Source organism: uncultured Chloroflexus sp. (genome assembly GCF_937129525.1).
Lineage (GTDB): Bacteria > Chloroflexota > Chloroflexia > Chloroflexales > Chloroflexaceae > Chloroflexus.
Genome location: NZ_CAKZNK010000131.1, coordinates 1 through 23,186, shown reverse-complemented (window position 1 = coordinate 23,186; position 23,186 = coordinate 1). Strand labels below are relative to the sequence as shown.

Genomic DNA, 23,186 nt, shown 5'->3' with positions numbered 1-23,186 from the left:
AAATATCACCATGTATCTGATGAAAGGAAGTGGTCGATGATGCGTGACCTGTATCACCACGAAACGCTCAGTGCTCGCATGATCAACGAACGGATCGCTGATGCAGCCGTGGATCATCTTTGTCCACCATCGCCGGTGGTTCGCTCGGTAGCGCACTGGGTCGGTTTGCGCTTGATCCGGTTTGGTCGCTATTTGTTACGCTATGCAATCAAACCACAATCTGCCTATCCACACCATCCGACATGGGGTTGAGATGAATGTGTTTGCCAGTATTCTGCGCTAAGCCGGTCTCGGCCAGGATGATTTAGTATGCAACCCTCCAGCGTATTAGCAGCGAATTGCTGAGTATCGTTGATAGCGTATTCAAGGAGCTTGTGATGAACCCCCTCCTCACGCGCGATCCTATCACTGGTGGCGAATTGATCGTCACCCGGCTTGAGTCTCCTAGCAGTGGTATCGTGATCGAAGGCCGATTCAGTCTGGGCTGGATCGGTCGCCTTTCTCCCGAACAACTGGCTTTCGTCGAACTATTAGTAAAGAACCGCGGTAACATCCAACGTCTCGCTGCCGAACTTGATATTGCCTATAACACTGCCCGCGCCCGGCTCGACGAAATTGTCGCTATACTCGGCGGTTCGCCTGAGCATGAACACCGGATCGATCGCCGTCAGATCCTTGATCGGCTGGCTGCGCGCGAGATTTCGGTTGAAGATGCGCTCCGCTTGCTGAAAGGGGCCGGCGATGAACAGCGTAAATGAAGAACGCCACCGCATTTTGCAGATGGTTGAGCGCGGGCAACTCTCAGCGGCTGAAGCCGCCCGTCTGCTCGATGCCCTGAATGCCGATCCGCGTCCGATCGAACGCAGTCAGGCGCGATTGGTCAGGGTGCGGGTGACCGATCTGGCCTCGCAACGCCTGAAGGTTTCGGTCGCCATCCCGGTCAGCTTGATCAACGTTGGTCTTCGTCTCGGCGCTCGCCTTGCGCCTCAGCTCAGTGGTAGCGCCCTCGAAGAACTGATTCGTAGCGTCGAGCGTGGCACAACCGGTCTGCTGCTCGAATGGCAGGATCTGGAAGAGGGTGAACGAGTCGATATTGTCGTCGAATAACTTAGAGCGGATGCATCCCGCATCGCAAGGAGTATCGCTATGAAACAGCGGATTCCGGTTGATGTACCGGTAGTGGTGAACATTCGATCTGTTGAGGGTGATCTGACCATTCGCGGTTGGTCTGAACCGGCGCTCGAATGGCAGTGTGATGAGCAGGTAACAGTATCTACTGGTGAGTCTGGTCTGGTAATCGATACCAGCGCTGGCGATCTGCAATTGATTCTGCCAGAGTCAGCCACCGTTCACATCGGGCGTTGTGCCGGTGATGCGCGACTGATGTCGGTGCGCCAGGTGATGATCGATCACGTTCACGGTGATCTGACGCTACGCCAGATTGCTGATGAGGTCGTGATTGGTCACGTCGATGGCGATCTGGCAGTTGCTACTGTTGCGGAATTGACCGTGACCGGCGATATTCACGGTCAGGTTGATTTGTCGGATGTGCCGGTTGCCCGCCTGAATGCAGTTAACGACGATGTGAAGGCCCGCAATGCATTAAGTCTAACCCTGTCAAGCGTTGATGGCGATCTGGTCGTCTATGGCTTGAGCGAACAACTGGAAGTTGCTGAGGTGAATGGCGATGTTACCCTGACCGCCAGTGACACAGCTTCGTTGCGGCTTAATCGGATCAATGGCGATCTAGACCTCAATGGGCAGGTTCGTCTGCTGCAGTGTCTGACCCTGAATGGCGATCTCGCTGCTGCTGATGCTCACATCGCTCAGATTGCAGTTGATTTGATCGGTGGTGATGTCGAGCTGGGTACGCTGGCCGGTGGACGCATTGGCATTGCCGGTGGTGACATTGAGCTGAATGCCGTCACCGGTGATCTATCCATCGATAATGTCGGTGGCGATTGTTCGATCAAGCAGATTGGCGGCCATGTAACCATTAATGCTATCGGGGGTGACCTGGCGTTGCGAGCCGACCTTGCGCCGTCCAGTGTTATGCAGGCGAGAGTTGGTGGCGATGCGCTGATCTATCTCCCTGAAACGCCTGATCTGGTGATAACCGCTATTGTGGGAGGCGAGATGAGCGGTGTCGGCCTGCGTAAGACCCCTCCCGGTCAAGAGGTAGAGTTACGCTACGGGAATGGCGCAGCCGCTCTACGTCTTACCGTTGGCGGCGATCTCACTCTGAAGGGAGTGACGCAGCCGGGTTCATTCAGCAGTATCGGCGTGCAGCTTGGGCAGGAATTGAGTGAACTGGGGCGCGAACTGGGGCGTGAGCTGAGCGAACTGGGGCGCGAGCTGGCTGCCGAACTTCGCAGCGCATTGGGTGGCAAAGATCCCGCCGCTGCCGATCGCGCGCGTGAGGCCGCCGAGCGGTTTGCCGAGCAGGCTCGCCGCTTGAAAAAAGATGTAGCGCCTGAACGGGTGCGGCTACGTGTCAATCAGCGTGAATGGCGGCTTGATCCTGAGCGGATTGAGCGGATCAAAGAGCAGGCCCGTCAGGCAGCGGCGGCTGGGCTGAGCGGCGCTCTCGAGGCGGTTGAACGCGCTCTTAGTCGCATCCAGCCGCCACCGCCACCGCCACCCCGGGCCGCCGATGCGCCACCGCCACCGCCACCGCCACCGCCGCCACCGCCGCCACCCTGGACCGCCGATGCGCCACCGCCACCGCCGCCACCCCGGGCCGCCGATGCGCCGTGGCCGGCTACCGGTCAGACCATTCAACTGCGTCCTGCGCCGCTGAGCGAAGCCGAACGCGAGCAACAGCGGGCCTCGATCTTGCAAATGGTGGCCGATGGACGTATCTCCGCCGCTGAAGGTGAGATGTTGCTGGCTGCATTCGACGATGAAGCATAGCGGTGCGTCAATCGTCAGGTAGAGACGTTGCATTGCAACGTCTCTACCCCTTCCTCGCAGGAAAGGGTTGTGGCGCATATGGTATCGAGAGACGCTGATCCACAGAACGCTCCGCAGCGCGCATTGTTTCCGCTATCGCGGGAAATTGCTTCCGATACTGGCGCACCTTCGCAGTGAACCCGGACAGTGAATATCCCTTCGCAACGCGCATGCCCCCTTCCCCTCAGTCGTATAATGAGCATAGCAGTGCTCTTTTGCAACTATGAAGGACGGGCGACATGCAAGACTTTTTCGAATTCAGTCTTGGCGCGCGAGTTTTGTACCAGGTCGGATTGGCGAGCGAATTGGGTCAGGTTATCAGCAATGCCTTACCTCAGCGTCGCGCTCTGCTGGTTGCCGATAAAGGCGTCATCAGCGCCGGTTTGCTCGAACCGATCAAAGCCGGAATCAGTCCGGTCGAAATTGTCGGTCTGTTCGACGACGTGCCGGCCAATTCATCGGTAGCTAAAGTTACCGAGGGCGCCGCGCTGGCGCGTGCTGTCGACGCCAACCTGATCATTGCGGTTGGTGGCGGCAGCCCAATTGATACCGCCAAAGGCATTCGCATTCTGCTCACCTTAGGCGGTTCCATCCCCGATTACGAGGGTTACAACGTGATTGAAACTCCCCTGACGCCACTGGTCGCCATTCCCACCACTGCCGGTACCGGGAGCGAAGTCACCCCGATTGCAGTCATCCTCGATGAGGCCGATCAGCGCAAGATCAGTATTGTTAGTCGCTACATCACCCCCGATCTGGCCATTCTCGATCCACTGATGACCCGCACCTTACCGCCGCGTCTGACCGCTGCGACCGGGATGGATGCCTTGTCGCATGCCATCGAGACCTACGTATCAACTGAAAACAACCCCTTCAGCGATAGTCTGGCGCTGGCTGCCATTGATATGATCGCAACTCATCTGCGTGATGCGGTGCATAATGGTGAAGATCTTGTCGCCCGTAGTCAGTTGTTAATTGCGGCTACGATGGCCGGTATTGCCTGTGGCAACAGCCTGTTTGGGGTTGTCCATGCCCTCTCACACGCGGTAGGCGGGAAGTTTCCGGTACATCACGGCACTGCTAACGCGATCTTTTTGCCGCCTTGTATGCGTTTCAACAGTGAAGTAGTGCCCGAACGCTATGTGCGCATTGCGCGCGCAATGGGGGTGAATGTTGGCGGACGCAACAATGCTGAGGTGATCGCAGACGGCATTGCGGCGGTGCATACGCTGACAGCCGATTGTGGTCTGCCGACGCGCCTGCGCGATGTCGGCGTGCCGCGTGAAGCGCTGCCTGAGCTGGCTGAACTGGCTGCGGTTGAACCGGCAATCTTCAATAATCCGCGTTCGGCGACTCCAGAAGAGTTGCTGGCAATGCTCGAAGAGGTTTGGTGAGGCGTTCCCGATCGTCGAGAGTGCGGCACTGCCGCGCTCTCGACGTATGCTGATTGAGCATTCTGCTCACTACGACCACGTGCGCTGATCAACAAACGGTTTCGCGTCAGGCGGGATTTCGGCGACGGTCTCAACCTTGCAATGCAACTTGATCGCTTCGTGCAATGCTTGCGCCACGCTGGCGCGCAAAGTGGCCGGGTCGGTATCCGTGGCTGGCACAATCCGGCAGATCAGTTCGTCACGATGATTTTCGCGCGCCACAATAGCCTGGTACGCCTGTACTCCCTCGACGCGACGAATTGCTTCGGCTACGTGGCGCGGATGCACAAACAGACCGCGGACTTTAACGCTCTCGCCGCTGCGACCCAACCATCCCACCAGTCTTGGGGTAGGAATGACGGTAGGGGTATTGTCGGTCATAAGCGCCGACAGATCGCCGACTGCAAAGCGAATAAGAATGTAGTCGCGCCGGAAGAGCGTGACCACCACTTCACCGGTTTGGCCAGGGGACACCGGCTCGCCAGTGTTGAGATCACAAATCTGCACCAATGCATCTTCGGGAAGATGCCAGCCCCGCCGTTCCGGACCGTTATAGCCGAGATTGCCGGTCTCGGCAGTGCCGTAGCCGTCGTAGACCAGAATCCCATACTCTTCTTCAAACAACGCGCGCAGTGAAGGCGGCAGTGGTTCGGCAGCCACAAACGCCTTATTCAGCGGCCACGACCGCGGATCGTACCCCTGTTCAATTGCCTTTTCCAGCAGTGCCTTCAGATAGCTCGGCAGCCCGGCATAGGCGGTTACTCCAAGGTGCGCCATGACCTCGATCTGCTGAGCCTGATTGCCGATTCCGGCGGGAATCACCGCGCAACCAACGGCGCGCGCGCCCTCTTCAAACATCACGCCGGCGGGGGTAAGATGGTAGCCAAAACAGTTGATCACCAGATCATCAGGTCCAAACCCGGCAGCGCGAAAGGCTGGCGCCCACCGCCACGGATCCGGCTCGTCGGATTCGGGGTCGTAAATCGGGCCGGGTGATTGAAAGATACGGCGCAGGCGGCTCAACGGCACGGTCAACATCCCGCCGAGCTGCGGCCCCTGCCGTTGCAACTCAACCAGCTCCTCTTTGCGCAAGATCGGCAGTCGGCTAAGATCAGCAGTGGTTTGAATTGCTGCCGGTGTCAGGCCGGCAGCATCCATCCGGCGACGGAACGCTGGCGAGTGCTCGTAGCCATAGGCGACAATCTCGCGTACTCGCTGGTCAAAACCGGCGTAGAATGCCTGAATATCCATAATCACCCCACCTCTGGCCAGACGCAAGCATGAAATGAGTTGCGTATGCTTCTTCCCGCGCCAGATCAGTTCGATGCCTATGATAGCCACCGTTTGCGGCGCTTGTAGTGCTTCACTTCGCGGTAACTCTTGCGGCTACCTATTTCGTTCAGGCCAAGGTAAAACTCACGCACATCGGCATTATCTTTCAGGTCATCTGGCGAACCTTCCAGCACGATGCGCCCGTTTTCCATAATGTAGGCGTAGTGCGCCGCCTCAAGCGCCAGACGGGCATTCTGCTCAACCAGCAGAATGGTGGTACCCTGCTCGCGGTTGATACGGCGGATAATCTCGAAGATTTCGGCTACCAGCAGCGGGGCTAAGCCAAGCGATGGTTCATCAAGCATGATCAGTTTGGGATGCGCCATCAGCGCCCGCCCAATCGCCAGCATCTGTTGTTCACCGCCGCTAAGAAATCCGGCTACCTGATTGCGCCGTTCTTTCAAACGGGGAAAGTAGTCGTAGACCAGCGTCAGATCGCCGGCAAAATGGCGACCGGATTGCGTATACGCCCCGGCGCGCAGGTTTTCTTCTACCGTCAAGTGTTCAAAGACGCGCCGCCCTTCCATCACCTGAAAGATGCCCATTCGCACAATCTCAGCAGCGTCTTTTTTATGGATCGGCTGACCCTGAAAAAGAATTTCACCGTCGGTCACCTCGCCATTTTCCGGTTTGAGCAGGCCGGAAATCGCTTTGAGCGTGGTGCTTTTGCCGGCGCCGTTCGACCCAAGCAGGGCAACGATGCGACCCGCCGGAACTTCAAGCGATAGACCTTTCAGTACCAGCACGACATCGTTGTAGATAACTTCGATATTGTTGAGTGTTAACATAGGCGGTTTGGATGCGCATCGGTCTAATGCGCAGGCGTATGGCCATTATGAGTGCCCTGGACAAACAAGCGGCAAGGAAGGAGAGGCGGGTAGGTCTTGCCCACCCGCCCCTGGCCTTGCTCCTTACCGCGCGCTGATAAAGTCGGTAATCGGTACCCACCTGCCATTTTCAACCCGGAACAGCTTGAGCGCCTTCAACCCGGCATGATCGGTGGCGCTAAACTGCACCGGTGGCGTAACCCCTTTGGTGTCGATTGGTCCCATCGTTTCGAGCGCGGCTTTAATGTTCTCTCCGGTCAAAGGTTTGCCATCGGCCACCACCTTCTCAATTCCGGCCACCAGGATCGACATTGCCGTCCAACCCTGCACGAAGGTACTATCGGCGCCGCCGTAGTCAATATTCTTCTGGCGGGCATAGTCGAGCGCGATCTTGCCACCCTCCGACTCGTGGTTAAACGGCACCGTGCCTACCACGCCTTCGGCATCAGCGCCGGCCTGATTGATCAGAATCTCGTTGGCGCACCAGTTCAGGCAGACGAACTGCACATCGTAGCCAAGGCTCTTGGCATTCTTGATCGCCAGTGCCGCCGGGCTTGAAACATTTTGCAGGAAGATATAGTTCGCGCCGTAGTCACGGAGCTGGGTCAATTGCGGGGTGAGATCGGTCGCGCCACGGGGCGAAGGCACTTCCAGCGGTGTTTCGATACCTTGCGAAGTGGCAAAGGCAGTGCCATCGGCCAGCGGCGAGCGGCCAAAGGGGCTGTCGTTGATCAGGTAGCCAAACTTGGGCAGGCCACTATTGCCTTTAGCCTTCCAGTCATCAATTGCCCACTTCATTGCGATGATTAACTGATCTGAATAGGTTGGGGCAACGAGGAAGTTGTACGGTGTCTCAGCCGGGTTGGCCAGAGTGGCTGAATACGAGGCTGAAATGAAGGGAATCTTGTCCTCGGTAATCTTTGGTCGCAAGGCCTCAGTATCGCCAGTACCCCAACCTGAGAAGACCAGCACCTTATCCTGGGTGACAAATCGTGTGTACAGCTCTTCGGCTCGTGGCACCTGATAGGCGTAGTCTTCGCTGATCAATTGCAGGCGTCGCCCATTAATCCCGCCCTGTTCATTCTTCCACTCAATAAAGGCAGTCTGTCCGCGGGAATAAGGCGTGCCTACATCAGCCGTTGCGCCGGTCAAATCGAAAATCGCTCCTACTTTGATCGGCTCACTGCTCGCGCCGCCGCCGGCGCCACCGCCGGCGCCACCACCGCACGCAGCCAGCAAGGTGGCGAACAGTGCCAGCGCGATCAACCAACCGAACGTCCGTCTCCTCTTGCGCATGCCATTCCTCCTTACTCGACACTTCAATAACTGAACGGCCATAGCCGGAAGTAATCTTTGACATTGCGCCACATCTTGACAATGCCTTCTGGCTCGAAAATGAGGAAGAGGATGATTGCGAGACCGAATGCGCCCTGCTGGAGGAAGGGCAGGTAAGAGTTAATGTTGGGCACCACATCGCTAAGGGTGCGGGCTAGATTCGAGAGGAATGCCGGTAACAGGATCATGAAGGCAGCGCCGTAGATTGAACCGGAGACACTACCCAGGCCGCCAATAATGATCATTGCCAGATAGAGGATACTGGTTTCGATGGTAAACCGTTCCCACGAAATCACGCCCCGGTAATGCGCAGTGAGGGCGCCGGCTAACCCGGCAAAAAACGATGACGTGGCGAAAGCCAGCAACTTGTAGCGGAACAGATCAACGCCAATCACCTGAGCGGCAATGTCTTGATCGCGGATGGCAACAAATGCCCGTCCGGTGCGGGTTCGAAACAGATTGCTGACAAAGATCACGGTGACGATCAGGAAAGCAAGACAGACCCAATAGAAGGCGAAGTCGTTGTTACCCAGCCACTCTAACGGCAAACCGAAGAGGTTATTGCTCGCCCGCGGGAGCGAGAGCGATTCGCCGATGCCAAGCAATTTACCGTGCGTAAGCAGCCAGATGATAATCTCTTGCGAGGCAAGCGTGGCAATCGCCAGATACAATCCCTTTAAGCGAAGCGATGGCAGGCCGAAGAAAGCGCCAACTGCGGCGGTGAAGAAACTGGCGACAGGAATGGTAATCCACATCGGTGTGCCGAGATAAACGGCCATCATCCCGGCAGTGTAGGCGCCAACGGCCAGGAAGCCGCCATGACCGACGCTGATCTGACCGGTATAGCCCACCAGAATGTTGAGCCCAATCGCGCCGATCGCGGCGATAGCGATAGTATTGGCCAGATTGAGCCAGTAACGGTCGGCAAACCAGGGAAAGATCAACGCCAGCGCCAGCGCCAGCGCAATCCGAATCCGCTGCGGCCAATACGGACGCAAACTCACATCGCTGGCGTAAGTGGTATGAAATGTTCCGCTCTGCATCTCAGTGACCGTCCTGCTAGCAGCGAGCGAAACTCGCTGCGCTCTGGGGTTATACCCGCTCGATAATGCGTTGTCCGAAAAGGCCGTATGGCCGCACCAGCAGGATGAACAGGAGAATGATAAACGGCATGACCTCGCCCATACCCCATTCTGGCGGCAGATACCCACCGGCGAACGATTGCAGCAGACCGATGATCAAGCCACCGATAATCGCGCCGGGAATGCTATCGAGACCACCCAGGATCACTACCGGGAAGACGAGCAGGCCAACCCGCCCAATGGTGCCCGACACACCACCGAAGATGCTCATGAGCAGAATGCCACCAACCGTGGCGGTAATCGCTGCAATTGCCCATGCTACGGCCCACACCTTCTTCACACTGATGCCCATACTGAGCGCCGCTTGTTGATCGTCGGCCACTGCGCGCATGGCAATGCCTTCGCGGCTGTAACGGAAGAAGAGCGTGAGGATTCCAAACAGAGCAATGGCCAGTCCAAAGGCCCATAGCCGATCAACCCCGACATTAGCGCCCAGGATCGTGACAGTATCGGTTGGCAGGAACTGCGGCGCCGGACGCGGCGTGACCCCCCAGATGGCGCCGGTAATAGCGCGGAGTAGCGATGAGAGACCGATGGTGACCATAATGACCGAGATGGTCGGTTCGCCAATCATCGGACGCAAAACCAATTGCTCGATCAGCACACCAATCACTGCTGACAGGATGACCGCGAACACCACGCCGGCAGGCCACCAGATCCCAAACTGCTCGACCATGGCGTAGGTCAGGTAGGCGCCGATGAGCAAGAGTTCGCCCTGAGCAAAATTGATCACATCACTGCTCTTGTAAATCAAGACGAAGCCAAGAGCCACCAGCGCAAGGATTGCGCCATTGGCAATCCCGCTGAGCGCCAGTTGCACAAATCGATCCATGCGCGTCTCCGTTGTTGTTGAAGCTATCGCCGTTGCACCTGTCACCCACTGGTTACCGACACAACGACATTACTTGCCGACAATCCGTCTCAGCAATGAGTGCGCTACCATCATGGGCAATTTCGCTGCTTCCACTATCAGCTATACGTTCAAAATCGACGCTAGCGAGCGACTGCGCGCGCTGCGACTACCGGCACAGAGGTTGACGGTTCGTCCAGCTCCTCGATCCGCAAGCGCGTCTTGATCAATGCCGTGCGCCCATCTTGATAGGTAATCGTCGTCTCAATCTCAAATTCACGCTGATCACCATAGAGCGCATCGACAATCTCTTGATAGCGTTGCGCCACCAGGCGACGGCGCACCTTGCGCGTGCGGGTCAGTTCGCCATCATCGGCATCAAGCTCTTTGTGGAGCAGAAGGAAACGCTTGATTCGCGCTGCCGGTGGCAGATCGGCGTTTGCCCGCTCGACATCCTTGCGAATCAGCGCATAGACCTGAGGTTTTTGGGCCAGATCGGTGTAGGTCGTGTAAGAGATCTGTGACTGTTCGGCCCATTTGCCAACATTGGCGAAATCGATATTTATCATGGCGGTGACGAATGGCCAGTCGCCACCGAAGACCACTGCTTCTTTGATGTACGGGCTAAACTTGAGCTTGTTCTCGATGAATTGGGGCGAGAATTTTGTGCCGTCGTGCAGAGTCATCACATCTTTCGCCCGATCGATCACAATCAGGTGACCATCTTCATCGAAATAGCCGGCATCGCCACTGTGGAGCCAGCCATCTTCAAGCGCCTCTGCCGTTGCTTCCGGATTCTTGTAGTAGCCGATGAACACCGAAGGGCTTTTTACCAGAATCTCGCCGTTTTCGGCAATCCGAATCTGGGTATTGGGGAGCGGAGTGCCGACAGTCTGAAACTTAATGTGCCCATCCCGGTGGATCACGCTCAGGCCGGCGCTTTCGGTCTGGCCGTACACCTGTTTGAGGTTCACACCGATTGCGTGGTAGAAGCGGAAGACATCGGGGCCAAGGGCAGCGCCGCCGGTGTAGGCCCGTTTGAGAAAACGCAGCCCGAGATGGTCTTTCAGCATCTCAAAGACGAGCAGACGAGCCAGGCCGTAACGCAGGCGCAGACCCAGGCCTGGTTGCCGCCCACTGAAACGAGTATCTGCCATTTCGTAACCCTGCTTCATGGCCCACTCAAAGATGGCCCGTTTCAGTGGCGTCGAATCTTGCACTTTTACCTGCACCTGGGACAGCATATTTTCCCAGATCCGCGGCGGCGAAAACATCACTCGCGGCCCGATCTCGCGGATATTCTCCTGCACCGTGCTGGCCGATTCGGGGAAATTGATGGTAAAGCCGCACTGCATACCGGCGGCAACCGTTACCATCTGTTCGCCGACCCAGGCCAGGGGCAAAAAGCTCACAAATTCATCATCCGGTGAAAGGGGGTCAACCGAGAGCAAACCGGCGCCCTGACTGATCAGATTGCGATGGGTCAGCATAGCCAGTTTGGGTTTGCCGGTCGTGCCTGAAGTGGTGGAGAGAATGGCGACATCATCAGGCTTGCCGGCGGCTAGCTCGGCCTCGAACAGTCCGGGATGATCGCGATCATAGGCGCGACCCAGTTCTTCAATCGCAGGGAAGTAGGCCAGATACGGTTGATTGTAATTACGCATCCCTTTCGGCTCGTAGTAGATGACTTTCAACACCCCTGAGAGCCGAGGCCAGATCTCAATAATCTTATCAACCTGCTCCTGATCTTCCACTACGATAACCCGTGCTTCAGCCGCCGAGACGATGTAATAGACCTCTTCGGCAACCGAATCCTGGTAAACGCCGATGGACATTGCGCCGATACTCTGGGCGGCAAATTCGGCGTAAAGCCATTCAGGACGGTTATCGCCGATGATAGCAATCACATCGCCGCGCCGGACGCCCAGCGCGCGCAGCCCCATGGCAAAGGCGCGGACATGATCGGCAAACTGCCGCCATGTCACGGTCTGCCAAATCCCAAAATCCTTTTCGCGCAGCGCCACTTTATTGCCAAAGCGTTCCGCGTTCTGAAACAGCAGGCGCGGTAGGGTCGTTTCAGGTATCTGGATCATCGTGTCACCCAACCCTTGACCGGTGAGAATGAGAGAACTGTAGCCTACACTGGTAGTGCATGTTCGCGACCGAGGTACGCATCAATCACCTTTGGATCGCTTCGCACCTCAGCCGGTGTGCCATACGCGATCAATTGGCCAAATTCGAGCACAGCCACCCGATCGCTAATATCCATCACTACTCCCATATCGTGCTCGATCAACACGATAGTCGTGCCGTACTCTTCGTTGATGTCGAGGATAAAGCGGGCCATATCCTCTTTTTCTTCGGTGTTCATGCCGGCCATCGGTTCGTCGAGCAACAACAGACGGGGATTCATTGCCAACGCCCGCCCCAATTCCACCCGTTTTTGCAGGCCATACGAAAGCGCGCCGACCATCTTTTTGCGGATTGATTGAATCTCGAGCAGGTCGATAACCTGTTCGACAAATGCACGGTGTTCAACCTCTTCGCGTTGGGCCTGACCCCAGTAGAACCCGCCACTGAAGATACCGCTCCGCATGTGAATGTGGCGGCCCAGCATGAGGTTATCAACGACCGTCATATGGCGGAAGAGTTCGATATTCTGGAAAGAGCGGGCAATCCCAAGGCGCGCGATCTGGTGCGGTGGTAGCCCGATGATATTGCGTCCTTCAAAGCGGATTTGCCCTTGTTGCGGGCGATAGAGGCCACTGATACAGTTAAGCAGGCTGGTTTTGCCGGCGCCATTGGGACCGATGATAGCCTGGATCGAGCCGGGGTAGATATTGAAGGTTACTGAAAGGAGTGCGCGCACACCACCGAAGCTCAGACCGATATGATCGATCTCCATTTGTGGCGCAGGCAACATTGCCGGTTCACGATGCGTCATGCGATCCTCATCGATAATGCACGAGCCAACTACGCACCGTTCATAAGTCGATCAAGCGTGTAATTCGGTGGCAAGCTACTCGAACATTCGCTTTGCTCGACAAATGACGTATCACTCAATATGGGGAATAGCTGATTTCTATTATAGCGAAGATGAGATGATTGCGCAAATTGCTGATCGGGCGAGCGTGGAATGCGCGCGCTGTTGTTTTGTGGCGTTCACTTGCGCACTCTGCTGGGAACTGGTAGCGAGGGGAGTGCGTTTAAGAAGGTGAAGAGGCCGGATTGCGATTGAGGCAACGGCTACGAACCCAAGGAGGAACGTATAACCGCATGAGGCCATCAATCCGCGCAGGCGGTGAGCGCGATGGGAACATGGTGATCCTGCTTACCGGCGCACAGCGTACAGAAAAGCTCCGGCCAGCGCCAGCCAGAACCAGTGCCAGAGACCGAACGGTTGCTGAAAAGCAACGACAATTGAAATGACGACGCAGACCAGGCCAAGCACTGCCAGCAATGCGCGTCGATATACCGGTGGCATCTATGCACCCTCGCGCACCACGAAAAAAGCCAGCCCGAGCAATGCTCCCGCCAGCAGGAGCAGTAACGAAAAGGCCAGATTGCCGGTGGCGCTAATCAAAAAGATGGTTATCGCAATCACAATAATGGCCATCATGACGCAACCGCGACGCACGCGACGCACACTGGCTGCCAGATCGGGGTCTTCAGGTGTTGGAGTCATCGTGATCTTCCGCTTCTGAATGCTTCTCGCCTCATCTTACCATATAACTTCGTCGCCTCAGGTCGTAATGTTTCTGAAATCTGAGATTAGTACTAAAGTACTGTGTTATTCGGTATCGATATGTTATACTACATAATACAGGGAAAGCGACGGTTTTCCTGCGATGGCGCATTGGGAAAGGAGCTGCCTATGTTCGACCGCGAGACGTGGCGACAACGGGTAGCAGAGCGATTTCTTAGCTTTGCGCGTAACCCGCGGCAAGAGATTCAGATTGCCGGCGTGAACACAGTGCTCGGATTCCTTGCCCTGCGCGCGCTTGAGCCATTTCTGGCGGCATTCCATGAAGAGCCGGTTGCCGCAGTATTAACACTAGCCGAGATCTCACGTGGCCCTGGCGCCAATCATATTGTGCGTCGAGCCAGTCACTGGCGTTATCAGTTAGCGCAATTAATCGAGCGCGAATTGCGTTCGCGCCCTGAATTGCGCTTAACCATCGAAGAGATTTTGCTAGCGCTGAACGTGATCCACCTGGCGCGCCAGCGCCTGAATAGTTCGCGTGACGAATGGCTGCGCCTGACCCTTATCGCCGAGCTTGACTCCTTTGAACCCGGTGATTTCGAACAGCTACGCCGACAGTTGCACGATCCAGGCTGGCAGAGTCGTTATGACGCTATCAGGCGTTTGCGGGTACGCGAAGGGAATTTTACTGCCGCCGATCTGGTGCTGCTGCACGATGGGTTGAGTGATAGCGCCTCACACGTGCGCGCAGCCGCTGCCCGCACGTTGGGTATGCTCAACGGCACGCCGCCACAGCCGCTGGTCAAGACGCTCATCCGTCTTGCTATCCACGATTGTGACCTGGAAACCCGCTTCGCTGCCGCGCGCACGCTTGGTCTGTTGCGCGACCGAATCGCTTCGCCGCAATTGATCGATCATCTGATTGAAAGCCTTTCCGATCCTGACAGCTTTGTGCGTTCAGCCGCTGCGCTGGTGGTGAGCCAACTCGGAGAGATGGCCGGCACCGCTCCGATGATTGAGCGCCTCCTGGTGATGCTCCAGGATACCGATGCCTATGCCCGTGAGTCGGCTGCGCGCGCGCTCGGTCGCCTTGGTGTTGCCGCTGCCACGACCACTGTCCTCAATGCTCTGGCTCAGGCTGTCGATGATACCGATCCGAACGTTCATGAGGCGGCGGTTGATGCGATCACCCGCTTGCGTAAATTGCGGGCAACTTTGCCGCTTAGCCAGAGCCGTCACCCGACCGAGCCTCTGGCGGTGTAGAGGCGCGCATGCGGCAGCAGATCAGCGTATTTGCCGATTGGAATGCCATTTCTACCCTTTTAGCTTTCAGTGATGAGCTAGAGGCTGCCTGGTCTTTGCCGCGCGATTATGCCTATGCGTTGCGACTGGTGATCGAAGAGGTGGCAACTAATATTGTCAAGTATGGCTACGATGAGCATAATCGCGATCAGATTGAGTTGATCTGTTCCTACACACAAGGTGTGCTAACTGTAACGATACGCGATCGCGGTCAGCCCTTCGATCCAACCCAGGCGCCATCGCCCGATCTCCACGTCGCTGCCGATCAGCGTCTCATCGGTGGCCTTGGTCTCTACTTTATTCGCGAATATACCGACTCGCTGAGTTATCGGCACGACCCGATCAGCGGTTGGAATGAGTTGACGGTGACCAAGACGGTGCCAATGCTTGAGCGTCTGCGCGCATTGCCACTTTTTCAGGATGTGCCGGAAGCGGTCATGCTTGAACTCGCGCCCCGGCTCGCTGAATGCCGGCTGGCTGCCGGTGAAGTGTTGTTTCATCAGGGTGAGACCGGCTCCGAATGTTTCGTCATCTTGAGCGGCGCGCTTGAGGTGATCACGTTTGTCAATGGGGTCGAGTTGCAGTTAGAGGTCTTTCAAGCCGGTCAGATTATCGGCGAGATGAGCCTGATTGACCATAGTCCCCGTTCGGCAACGGTGCGCGCCATCGAGCCGAGTCGACTGGTAGCCCTGAATGAAGCGGTTTTCGCTACCCTGATCGGTTCCAGTCCGGCGCTAGCTATGACAATGCTGCGCGCGATTGTCGGTCGCGTGCGGAATACCAACCAGCGAATGATCCGTGATCTTGAGCGCAAGAATGCCGAACTGCTGGCTGCTTACCAGCAATTGCAGGCTGCTCAAGCTGAGCTGATTCGCCTCAATCGGCTCGAAGAGGAATTGGCGGTGGCTCGTCGCATTCAGGAGTCATTTTTGCCCCGCGTTTTACCCCAACCGCCCGGCTGGCGGATTGCCGCCTTTAGCCGGGGCGCGCAGGCTGTGGGTGGCGACTTTTTCGATACGATTGCCTTGCCGGATGGTCAAATCGGGTTGGTGGTCGCCGATGCATGCGGGAAAGGTGTCACTGCGGCGCTCTTTGTCGCGCTCAGTCGATCGCTCTTGCGCGCTGCTTCACAGGCTGCCGGCAGCCTGCAATATAGCGGTGATCGGCGTACTGCCATCTTGTCGCATGCGGTAAGTCTGACGAATGACTATATTTGTCGTGAGCACAGCGATGCCAACATGTTTGTGACCCTCTTCTACGGTCTGCTCGACCCGACCACCGGCGCTATCGCGTATGTCAATGCCGGCCATAATCCACCGTTGCGGATCGGGAGTGCGGGTAACGTCATCGAAGAGTTGAGCGAAGGCGCGCTGCCACTCGGGGTAGTTGCCGGACAATCATATGAGGTGCGCGCAATTTACCTTGCTCCTGGCGAGAAGCTGGTTGCCTTCAGCGATGGGATCACCGAGGCGGTGAACCCGGCGGGTGAGTTGTTTGGGGATGATCGGCTGTGTCTCACCCTGCAAGCGCATGCGTCGCGCGCGGCTGCCGATCTGGTCACTACGGTTGTTGCTGCGGTTGAGACATTTGCTGCCGGCGCGCCGCAAGCTGACGATATGACGCTGCTGATTGTTGAGCGGTTACTGGCATCGGGATAAAGAAAATTGCTGCGCGCGGCGCGCATATCGGTGAGCGTGCTATAATGACCTCATCCTGATCCGATTGCGTGGTGAAGAAATCGCCCGCTAGAAAGGGAGATTTCGGCGTGAAGACCGAGCAAGTAGATGATGTGTTGATTATTGAGCTTCCGGCACGGCTGGATGCTGCTGGCGTTCAGGCCGTCGAACAGGATCTGGCGACAGTAGCTCAGAATCACGGCGGCAAGGTGTTGGTCGATATGACTGAAGTGAACTTTGTCGCCAGTCTGGCGTTGCGCATGCTGCTCAGCACACTGCGCACTGTGCAACCCCTGGGAGGAGATTTGCGATTGTGCGGTTTGCAACCACAAATTGCCGAGATATTCCGCAAGAGTCGCTTTGACACCCTCTTTAAGATCTATCCCAATCGCGAAACAGCGCTGGCAGCGTATCACGATCGGTGATAGCCTCGACTTACCGTCACATAAGGATGACAATCGCGTCGTCCTTATGTGGTTCGCTCATGCGCCAGCATAAACGCGGTTGCAATGGCTGATACTGCCAGTAATACCAGCGCCGGCGCTGCCGCCTGCGTAAACATCGCTTCACTGGTGGCGCTCCAAATCCGGGTGGCAAGGGTGGGAAACCCGGTTGGGCTAAGGAGCAGGGTTGTTGGCAATTCCTTGATTGAGGTTAGAAAGACCAGGGCTGCTGCCGAGAGCAGGCCTGGTGTCATCAGTGGCAGGGTGATGCCGGCAAAGACAGCCAGCGGCGAACGCCCTAGCGAACGGGCTGCATCTTCTACCCGTGGATTCATTTGTTGCAACGTTGTGCGAATGCTGCCAATCGCCTGCGGCAAGAAGCGAATTGCTAGCCCAATCAGCAACATCGGCAGCGTTTGGTAGAGCCAGGGCAGATATTGAGCGCCGAAGAAAACGAGCGCCAGCGCGACGACAATGCCGGGGAGCGCATAACCGGTATAGGCGGCAGCGTCGAGCAACCGGCTCAGGCGTGAGGGAAAACGCGCCGCCAGCAGAGCGATGGGAATGGCGGCGATAATTGTCAGGATGGCTGCGCCGCTGGCGGCGAGCAGCGAATTGGCAATTGGCTGCCAGAGTGTATGAAGCGTCTGCCCGTTGAGCAAACCGCGAATCAACCAGTAGCTCAGCGCAATCAGCGGCATACCAAGACCAAGCAGAGTGAGCAAAGTTGCGTAAAGGGTCGCCAGCCAGCGCCATGGCCCGATATTGACCAGGCGACGCGGACGGGCAACAGCGCAGGTCGAGCGACTCATGCTCGTTTGCCCACGGATAAGTTGCTCAATCCAGATCAGACCGAGCGTCAATGCGATCAGGATGAGTGACAATAATGCCGCGCCGCTGCGATCGAACGAACCGCGATACTGCACATAAATCGAGCGGGTGAACGTCTCAAACTGCAACAACGATACCGCGCCAAAATCGCTCAGGCTGTAGAGCGCCGCCAGCAGCGCGCCAATCGCGAGCGCAGGCCGCACCTGTGGCAGCAGAATGCGCCAGAAGACACGCCATGGGCTATCGCCCATGCTACGCGCAGCTTCTTCGACGGCGGGATCACAGCGTTGTAACGCTGCGCGCGCATTAAGCAGAACATACGGATAACTGCTGAGGGTGAGCGCTAATACTGCGCCACCAAAACCATAAATGGCGGGCAGACGCTCAATGCCGAAAGGCGCTAACGCCTGTTGTAGCAGACCGACCGGTCCTAAGACGACAATGATGGCGAAGCCGTTAATGTACGATGGCACGGCGAGCGGCAGAGCGGTTGCGATTGCCCAGAAGCGGCGACCTGGAAAGTCAACGCACACTGTGAGCCAAGCCAGCGGGGTTGCAATGACAACGCTAAGGAAAGCAGTAGCAACGGCGATCCCCAGACTGTTCGCCACCACGTGCAGGGTGCGTGGCCGCAGCAGCGTAGCCCACGCATCGGGGCCGGCTTCAAGCGCGCGTATGACCAGATAGCCGATCGGTAGCAAGACGAGCGCAACGATAGCGAGGCTCAGCCCAATTAACGGCCACGGACGGGGCCGGGCCGGCGCGGTAGCGATGGTCAGTTGGCTTAGAGTGATACGGCGTATCATAATAGCAGGTAAAACGCCGTGATCAGGAGCGATCACGGCGTTCTATCACAGGTCACAATGCTCCTACATCTTGCAGTAATTGCAGCGTCCCTTGGAGGTCGCGCAACTGGTTCAGATCGATGTCAGGGGTCTGGATTTCTGACAGAGGCTTCAAGCGCGGATCAGGTTGCACATTGCCGGCCAGTGGATACTCGAAGGTCTGCTCGGCAAAGTAGCGCTGCCCTTCGGTCGAAAGCATGTAGTCGATCAGGCGCTGCGCTGCCGTAGCGTTCTTCGCCGTCTTGAGGATGCCGACGCCAGCAATATTAATCAAGGCGCCAACATCGCCATCAGCCGGGTAATAATTAGCCGCAGCCAGCGTATTGCCGGATTGTCGCTGCAACTGGTAGAGATAGTAATGATTGACGAAGCCTACATCGATTTCGCCGGCAGCTACGGCTTGAACAATAGCGGCATTACGTTCATACGTTCGCACCTCGTTAGCAATCATTCCTTCAAGCCAACGGCGAGTCGCCTCTTCGCCCAACTGCGCGCGCATCGCCGTCACAAAAGCCTGGAATGAACCATTGGTAGGCGCCCAACCAACCCGACCACGCCACTGCGGATCGACAAAACCGGTGATCGAACGGGGAAGATCAGACTCGGTCAATTTGTTCGTGTTATAGACCACCACGCGGGCGCGACCGCTGATGCCAACCCACAATCCATCAGCCGAGCGGAAACGCGCTTCAACCTGGTTGAGAGTTTCTGCCGGCAATGGCGCCAGCACACCGGCAGCGGCCAGCGCGCCGAGCGCGCCGGCGTCTTGGGCAAAGAAGAGATCAGCCGGACTGTTTGCGCCTTCTTCCAGGATCGTAGCCGCCAGTTCGGCAGTATCACCGTAGCGCACTTCGACTTGAATGCCGGTCGCTTCGGTGAATTGGGTGAAGAATGGGCCGACCAGACTTTCACTGCGACCAGAGTAGACGACAATCCGGGCAGGAGTATCGGTCGCCGTTGGCGCTAATGGCGCTTGCGTAGGAGTGCTGGCAGTCTGATTGCCACAAGCGACGAGCAACAAGGCCATCGCTATGGAGAGTGCGCATAGGCGCAGCAAACGTTTCACAGGTTTTCTCCTCGACCTCAATGGTTCTTCGTGACAACAAACACAACCTTGCGCAAGGTTGGTGTTAGTATATCCTAACCCTGGTCAAAGGTCAAGCTAATTTACAAACATTTTGGTTGAGATATTTTGAAAAAAGTTGTGAAGAGGATGCGCGGTTTCGGTGCGTCCTAGGTCCACAGCCGTTCGAGCAATTCGATAAGGAACTGACTATGACGGCTCAGATCGCTCAGCGCGATATGCTCGTCGGGTCCGAAGATAGCGCCGGTTGCCGGCGTAAAGCCAATACTCACTGTTGGAACGGGATGGTCGCCAGCGAGCAGACTCAACGGCACAGCATAGGGGCCTGCCGGCACTACCGGCAAGGGGCGTTCGAAGACGGTTGCGCCGATGGTGGCTACGCGAGTCACAAATGGGTTGTCGGTCGCCGTGATCCAGGGCGGATAGCCGCCGGGCATGCGTTCGAGCGTAATATCGGCAAAGCCTTTGTCAGCGAGATGCTGGCGAATTAAATCGAAGATGGCATTGGGCTGTTGACGCGGCACCAGTTGCAAATCGAGGAGCGCCGTAGCCTGGGCCGGGATGGCTGGCGTATCCATCTGCGGTTCAACTATCAGCGAACTGAGGTTACAGGTTGGTAGGGTGATCTCAGTGCGACTAAGAGCCGCGCCATCGATCCCGAACAGAAAATGGTCAATGCGCCAGGCCTGGCGACGCGCAGCGGTAGCTATCTGCACCTTTCCGATGGTTGCATTGTCGGCGCGAGAAGGGCCTTCAACCGGGTCGTAGAAGCCTTCCATTCGCACATCTTCGTCTTCGCCTTTGAGCGAAGCCAATGCCCAGGTAAGCCGCCAGAGCGGATTGGCCACGCTGGTGGCAAACCCTGCCGGCAACGGATATGCCGGGCCTCGTGCCGTCAGGCGGATGCGAAGCCAGCCTTTGCTCCCGCTGGCGCAGATGGGTGTGCCATGGGCATCACGATCGCCGAGACTGGCCAGCACGGCATCACAATGCATTACATCGGTATGACTGCGCAGCGTTTCGGCCAGTCCTGGGCTGCCAAGGTTAGCGCCTCCATCAAGCACCAGAGTGACGCCACAGGGTAGTTCACTGTCGCGTTGCAAGAGGGTTTGCAAGGCGGCAAGATGAGCGGCCAACGCGCCTTTACCGCCGGCTACACCGCGACCGAACACATACCCATCTCGTTCAGCCAGATCAAATGGTTCGTGCGACCAGTATCGCCACGGCCCGGTTGGTGGCGCATCGTAGTGGTGGTAGAGCAAGAGTGTTTGGGGGCGGCGGCCAGCGCGGTGGGCAATGATCACTGGCGTAGTGTCGGCGGCGACGATCCGGGTCTGCATGCCGAGCAGGCGCGCAAAGCGAGCAATATGTTCGGCAGCAGTGCGCAATTCGTCGATCTGGCCGGTAGTAGATGGCTGTCGGCAGAGATCGCGCGCGATCTGCATAAGTTGTTCGGTTGATGGCGGCGCGTGAGCAGTCACCCGTTTGACCCTTATCTGGCGTGGTATTGCCTTTGGTGAACAAATTATAACACGGCGTTTACTCTCTGCTGAGGGAAAGCTATGCTAGAATAAAGTGCAATATGTCACATTATTCTTGCAATCCGCGACCTGGTTGTCGCGGCGGGAGGTTGCAGCATGGATCTCCGGCACCGCGCATTCGTAAACTTTGCCTGGCTGAATGTCGGTTATAACCTGCTGGTGATTATGTGGGGCGCGTTTGTGCGCGCGACCGGATCTGGCGCCGGTTGTGGCGATCATTGGCCGTTGTGCGACGGCCAGGTGATTCCGCGCGCGCCTGATACGGCGCAGTTGATCGAGTTTTCCCATCGGGTTACCAGTGGGATTGCATTACTGTTGGCGATTGCGTTGCTGATCTGGGCCTTACGTTTGTTTGCTGCCGGTCATCCGGCGCGGCGAGCGGCAATTGCCGCGATGGTCTTTATGGTCATCGAGTCGCTGATCGGAGCGGCGCTCGTGCTGTTCCAGTTGGTGGCGCACAATGCTTCGCTGACTCGGGCATTGTCGTTGGGGTTGCATCTGGTGAATACCCTTTTGCTGATCGGCGCCATTGCGCTGACAGCCTGGTATGCGAGTGGCAAGCCTGCGCCTGATTTGCGCGGGAAGGGTGGTTTGCTGGGTATGTTAATTGCGGCTCTGGTGGGCGCTGCCCTCGTCGGATCGAGCGGAGCCGTGACAGCGTTGGGAGATACCCTCTTGCAGTTGGGGGTGTTGCCTGGTGGCGTTTCGCAGCCGATCAATCGCGATAGCCATCCGCTTGTTTTGATGCGTATCATCCACCCCGTGCTTGGCACCCTGGTCGGATTGGCGATGATCTCGCTGGCGCAGCGCGCAATGCGATACGATCCGTCGCCGACCACTCGTCGTCTGGCCTGGGCGACAGCAACAATTTTTGTCAGTCAGATATTCCTCGGCGCGCTCAACGTAGTGCTCAAGGCGCCGGTCTGGATGCAATTGGTGCATCTGCTCTTCGCCGATCTGGCCTGGCTGGCACTGGTTTTACTCAGCGCAACCTTGCTCGGTCGCCCCGCTCAAGCCACCGCTACCCATGCGCCGGTCGTGTCGGGATCGCCGGCTCGCTAGGGTTTTGACAATGGTCATACGTGCCAGCCTAGTATGACCTATCGATAAACGGGACTGGAGTCATATTGCTATGCCAGACAGGTTGTGATATAACCAGAAAAGAAGGGGCGTCCTCACCTCTCCGCTACCTTGCATAGGAGGCCCAAGCATGGCTTTACATGGAACGCTGCAGCAAATCGCGTTGCGCGAGCTGATAGATCTTGCCGCGTATAGCGCGCTCACCGGATCGATCGATATTCACGGAGAACGATCTGGCCGCATCTTCTTTGTCAACGGTCAAATCTACCATATCGAGTGTGAAGGCCAGGCAGGCATTGAGGCGTTGGGCATTCTCCTAAACGTGCAAAATGGAACGTTCAACGTCGTCAGTGGCGCGCAAAGTAACAATCATTCAGTCTGGGGTGATCTGGAGTCGATCTTGCGCAACGCCGAGCGCGTGGCGTTGCGCTGGCGACGATTATGGCATCAAGCGCCGTCGCTCGAGTTGACGCCGGTCTTACTGATGCCATCCGAGGCTGCGAAGAGCCGCGCCGGAGCCGCTTTGCATGTGCTCATTGAGGCAATTGATGGACGAAAGCGGTTGCGTGATCTGGCCGCTGAGTTGCGCTGGTCGGCAATTGACGTGGTTGAAGGGGTTGTTCAGTTGATGTCGCAGCAGATTGCGCGGCTCGAAGCGGTGGCGGCAGAATGCCGGGAACAGCCTTCATCTGCGCCGGCTGCTGCGCAACCGAAGCCGCCGGCGACGCCGACCATTGATCGGTTGCTGGCGTTACTTCGCCAATAGGCGATAGCTGATAGGCGATAGGCGATAGGCGATAGCTGATAGGC

Annotated in this window: 22 protein-coding genes; 10 read left to right on the top strand and 12 right to left on the bottom strand. The window is 57.2% G+C overall.

Features of this window, described 5'->3' with window-relative positions; translation table 11 throughout:
- The 5 genes from Q0650_RS16190 to Q0650_RS16170 form a co-directional block, all read left to right on the top strand.
- A partial coding sequence (locus Q0650_RS16190) for a hypothetical protein (RefSeq protein ID WP_298820827.1) occupies positions 1–252 on the top strand: 252 nt, incomplete at its 5' end.
- A gap of 125 nt (positions 253–377) precedes the next feature.
- Positions 378–758, top strand: coding sequence for a DUF2089 domain-containing protein (locus Q0650_RS16185; protein ID WP_298820825.1), 381 nt, complete (start codon positions 378–380; stop codon positions 756–758).
- Positions 742–1,107 (top strand): SHOCT-like domain-containing protein, encoded by a 366-nt coding sequence (locus Q0650_RS16180; RefSeq protein WP_298820823.1) that lies wholly within the window; start codon positions 742–744, stop codon positions 1,105–1,107. Before Q0650_RS16185 ends, Q0650_RS16180 begins: the two co-directional genes overlap by 17 nt.
- Positions 1,108–1,146: 39 nt before the next feature.
- On the top strand, positions 1,147–2,913 hold the full coding sequence (locus Q0650_RS16175; RefSeq protein ID WP_298820821.1) for a DUF4097 family beta strand repeat-containing protein: 1,767 nt from the start codon (positions 1,147–1,149) through the stop codon (positions 2,911–2,913).
- Positions 2,914–3,191: 278 nt separating this feature from the next.
- Positions 3,192–4,346 (top strand): iron-containing alcohol dehydrogenase, encoded by a 1,155-nt coding sequence (locus tag Q0650_RS16170; protein WP_298820819.1) that lies wholly within the window; start codon positions 3,192–3,194, stop codon positions 4,344–4,346.
- A 69-nt stretch (positions 4,347–4,415) separates the two neighbouring features.
- On the opposite strand, the gene Q0650_RS16165 is transcribed toward Q0650_RS16170, so the two are convergent.
- The 9 genes from Q0650_RS16165 to Q0650_RS16125 form a co-directional block, all read right to left on the bottom strand.
- Complete coding sequence (locus tag Q0650_RS16165; RefSeq protein WP_298820817.1) at positions 4,416–5,636, bottom strand: phenylacetate--CoA ligase family protein; 1,221 nt, start codon at positions 5,634–5,636, stop codon at positions 4,416–4,418.
- 77 nt (positions 5,637–5,713) lie between these two features.
- Positions 5,714–6,505: an ABC transporter ATP-binding protein gene (locus tag Q0650_RS16160; RefSeq protein WP_298820815.1), complete on the bottom strand. Its 792-nt coding sequence runs from the start codon at positions 6,503–6,505 to the stop codon at positions 5,714–5,716.
- Positions 6,506–6,628: 123 nt separating this feature from the next.
- Entirely contained in the window at positions 6,629–7,840 is a 1,212-nt protein-coding gene (locus tag Q0650_RS16155) for an ABC transporter substrate-binding protein (RefSeq protein WP_298820813.1), read from the bottom strand.
- Between the two features lie 23 nt (positions 7,841–7,863).
- A complete protein-coding gene (locus Q0650_RS16150; protein WP_298820811.1) occupies positions 7,864–8,922 on the bottom strand; it encodes a branched-chain amino acid ABC transporter permease in 1,059 nt (352 codons plus the stop codon).
- A 49-nt stretch (positions 8,923–8,971) separates the two neighbouring features.
- Positions 8,972–9,853 carry a branched-chain amino acid ABC transporter permease gene (locus Q0650_RS16145; protein ID WP_298820809.1) on the bottom strand — a complete coding sequence of 294 codons (882 nt, stop codon included), beginning with the start codon at positions 9,851–9,853 and terminating at the stop codon, positions 8,972–8,974.
- Positions 9,854–10,014: 161 nt separating this feature from the next.
- Positions 10,015–11,964 (bottom strand): long-chain fatty acid--CoA ligase, encoded by a 1,950-nt coding sequence (locus Q0650_RS16140; RefSeq protein WP_298820807.1) that lies wholly within the window; start codon positions 11,962–11,964, stop codon positions 10,015–10,017.
- A 44-nt stretch (positions 11,965–12,008) separates the two neighbouring features.
- Positions 12,009–12,815: an ABC transporter ATP-binding protein gene (locus tag Q0650_RS16135; RefSeq protein ID WP_298820805.1), complete on the bottom strand. Its 807-nt coding sequence runs from the start codon at positions 12,813–12,815 to the stop codon at positions 12,009–12,011.
- Between the two features lie 387 nt (positions 12,816–13,202).
- A complete protein-coding gene (locus Q0650_RS16130) occupies positions 13,203–13,355 on the bottom strand; it encodes a hypothetical protein (protein ID WP_298820803.1) in 153 nt (50 codons plus the stop codon).
- Positions 13,356–13,556, bottom strand: coding sequence for a hypothetical protein (locus Q0650_RS16125; RefSeq protein ID WP_298820801.1), 201 nt, complete (start codon positions 13,554–13,556; stop codon positions 13,356–13,358).
- 189 nt (positions 13,557–13,745) lie between these two features.
- Here Q0650_RS16125 and Q0650_RS16120 point away from each other — a divergent pair, with 189 nt between their 5' ends.
- The 3 genes from Q0650_RS16120 (at position 13,746) to Q0650_RS16110 (ending at position 16,977) form a co-directional block, all read left to right on the top strand.
- Positions 13,746–14,837 (top strand): HEAT repeat domain-containing protein, encoded by a 1,092-nt coding sequence (locus tag Q0650_RS16120; protein WP_298820799.1) that lies wholly within the window; start codon positions 13,746–13,748, stop codon positions 14,835–14,837.
- Positions 14,838–14,845: 8 nt separating this feature from the next.
- Positions 14,846–16,534, top strand: a complete 1,689-nt coding sequence (locus Q0650_RS16115) for a SpoIIE family protein phosphatase (RefSeq protein ID WP_298820798.1) — start codon at positions 14,846–14,848, stop codon at positions 16,532–16,534.
- 107 nt (positions 16,535–16,641) lie between these two features.
- Positions 16,642–16,977 (top strand): STAS domain-containing protein, encoded by a 336-nt coding sequence (locus Q0650_RS16110; RefSeq protein WP_298820796.1) that lies wholly within the window; start codon positions 16,642–16,644, stop codon positions 16,975–16,977.
- A gap of 44 nt (positions 16,978–17,021) precedes the next feature.
- Here the strand turns inward: Q0650_RS16110 and Q0650_RS16105 are convergent, their stop codons facing one another.
- The 3 genes from Q0650_RS16105 to Q0650_RS16095 all read right to left on the bottom strand — a co-directional run bounded on the left by Q0650_RS16105 (position 17,022) and on the right by Q0650_RS16095 (position 21,200).
- Entirely contained in the window at positions 17,022–18,632 is a 1,611-nt protein-coding gene (locus Q0650_RS16105; RefSeq protein ID WP_298820793.1) for an iron ABC transporter permease, read from the bottom strand.
- Between the two features lie 52 nt (positions 18,633–18,684).
- Positions 18,685–19,737 (bottom strand): iron ABC transporter substrate-binding protein, encoded by a 1,053-nt coding sequence (locus tag Q0650_RS16100; protein ID WP_298820791.1) that lies wholly within the window; start codon positions 19,735–19,737, stop codon positions 18,685–18,687.
- Positions 19,738–19,904: 167 nt separating this feature from the next.
- A complete protein-coding gene (locus Q0650_RS16095) occupies positions 19,905–21,200 on the bottom strand; it encodes a M20/M25/M40 family metallo-hydrolase (RefSeq protein ID WP_298820789.1) in 1,296 nt (431 codons plus the stop codon).
- Between the two features lie 192 nt (positions 21,201–21,392).
- Here Q0650_RS16095 and Q0650_RS16090 point away from each other — a divergent pair, with 192 nt between their 5' ends.
- Positions 21,393–22,358, top strand: coding sequence for a COX15/CtaA family protein (locus Q0650_RS16090; protein WP_298820787.1), 966 nt, complete (start codon positions 21,393–21,395; stop codon positions 22,356–22,358).
- A 148-nt stretch (positions 22,359–22,506) separates the two neighbouring features.
- Entirely contained in the window at positions 22,507–23,142 is a 636-nt protein-coding gene (locus Q0650_RS16085) for a DUF4388 domain-containing protein (protein ID WP_298820784.1), read from the top strand.
- The last annotated feature ends 44 nt before the right edge of the window (positions 23,143–23,186 follow it).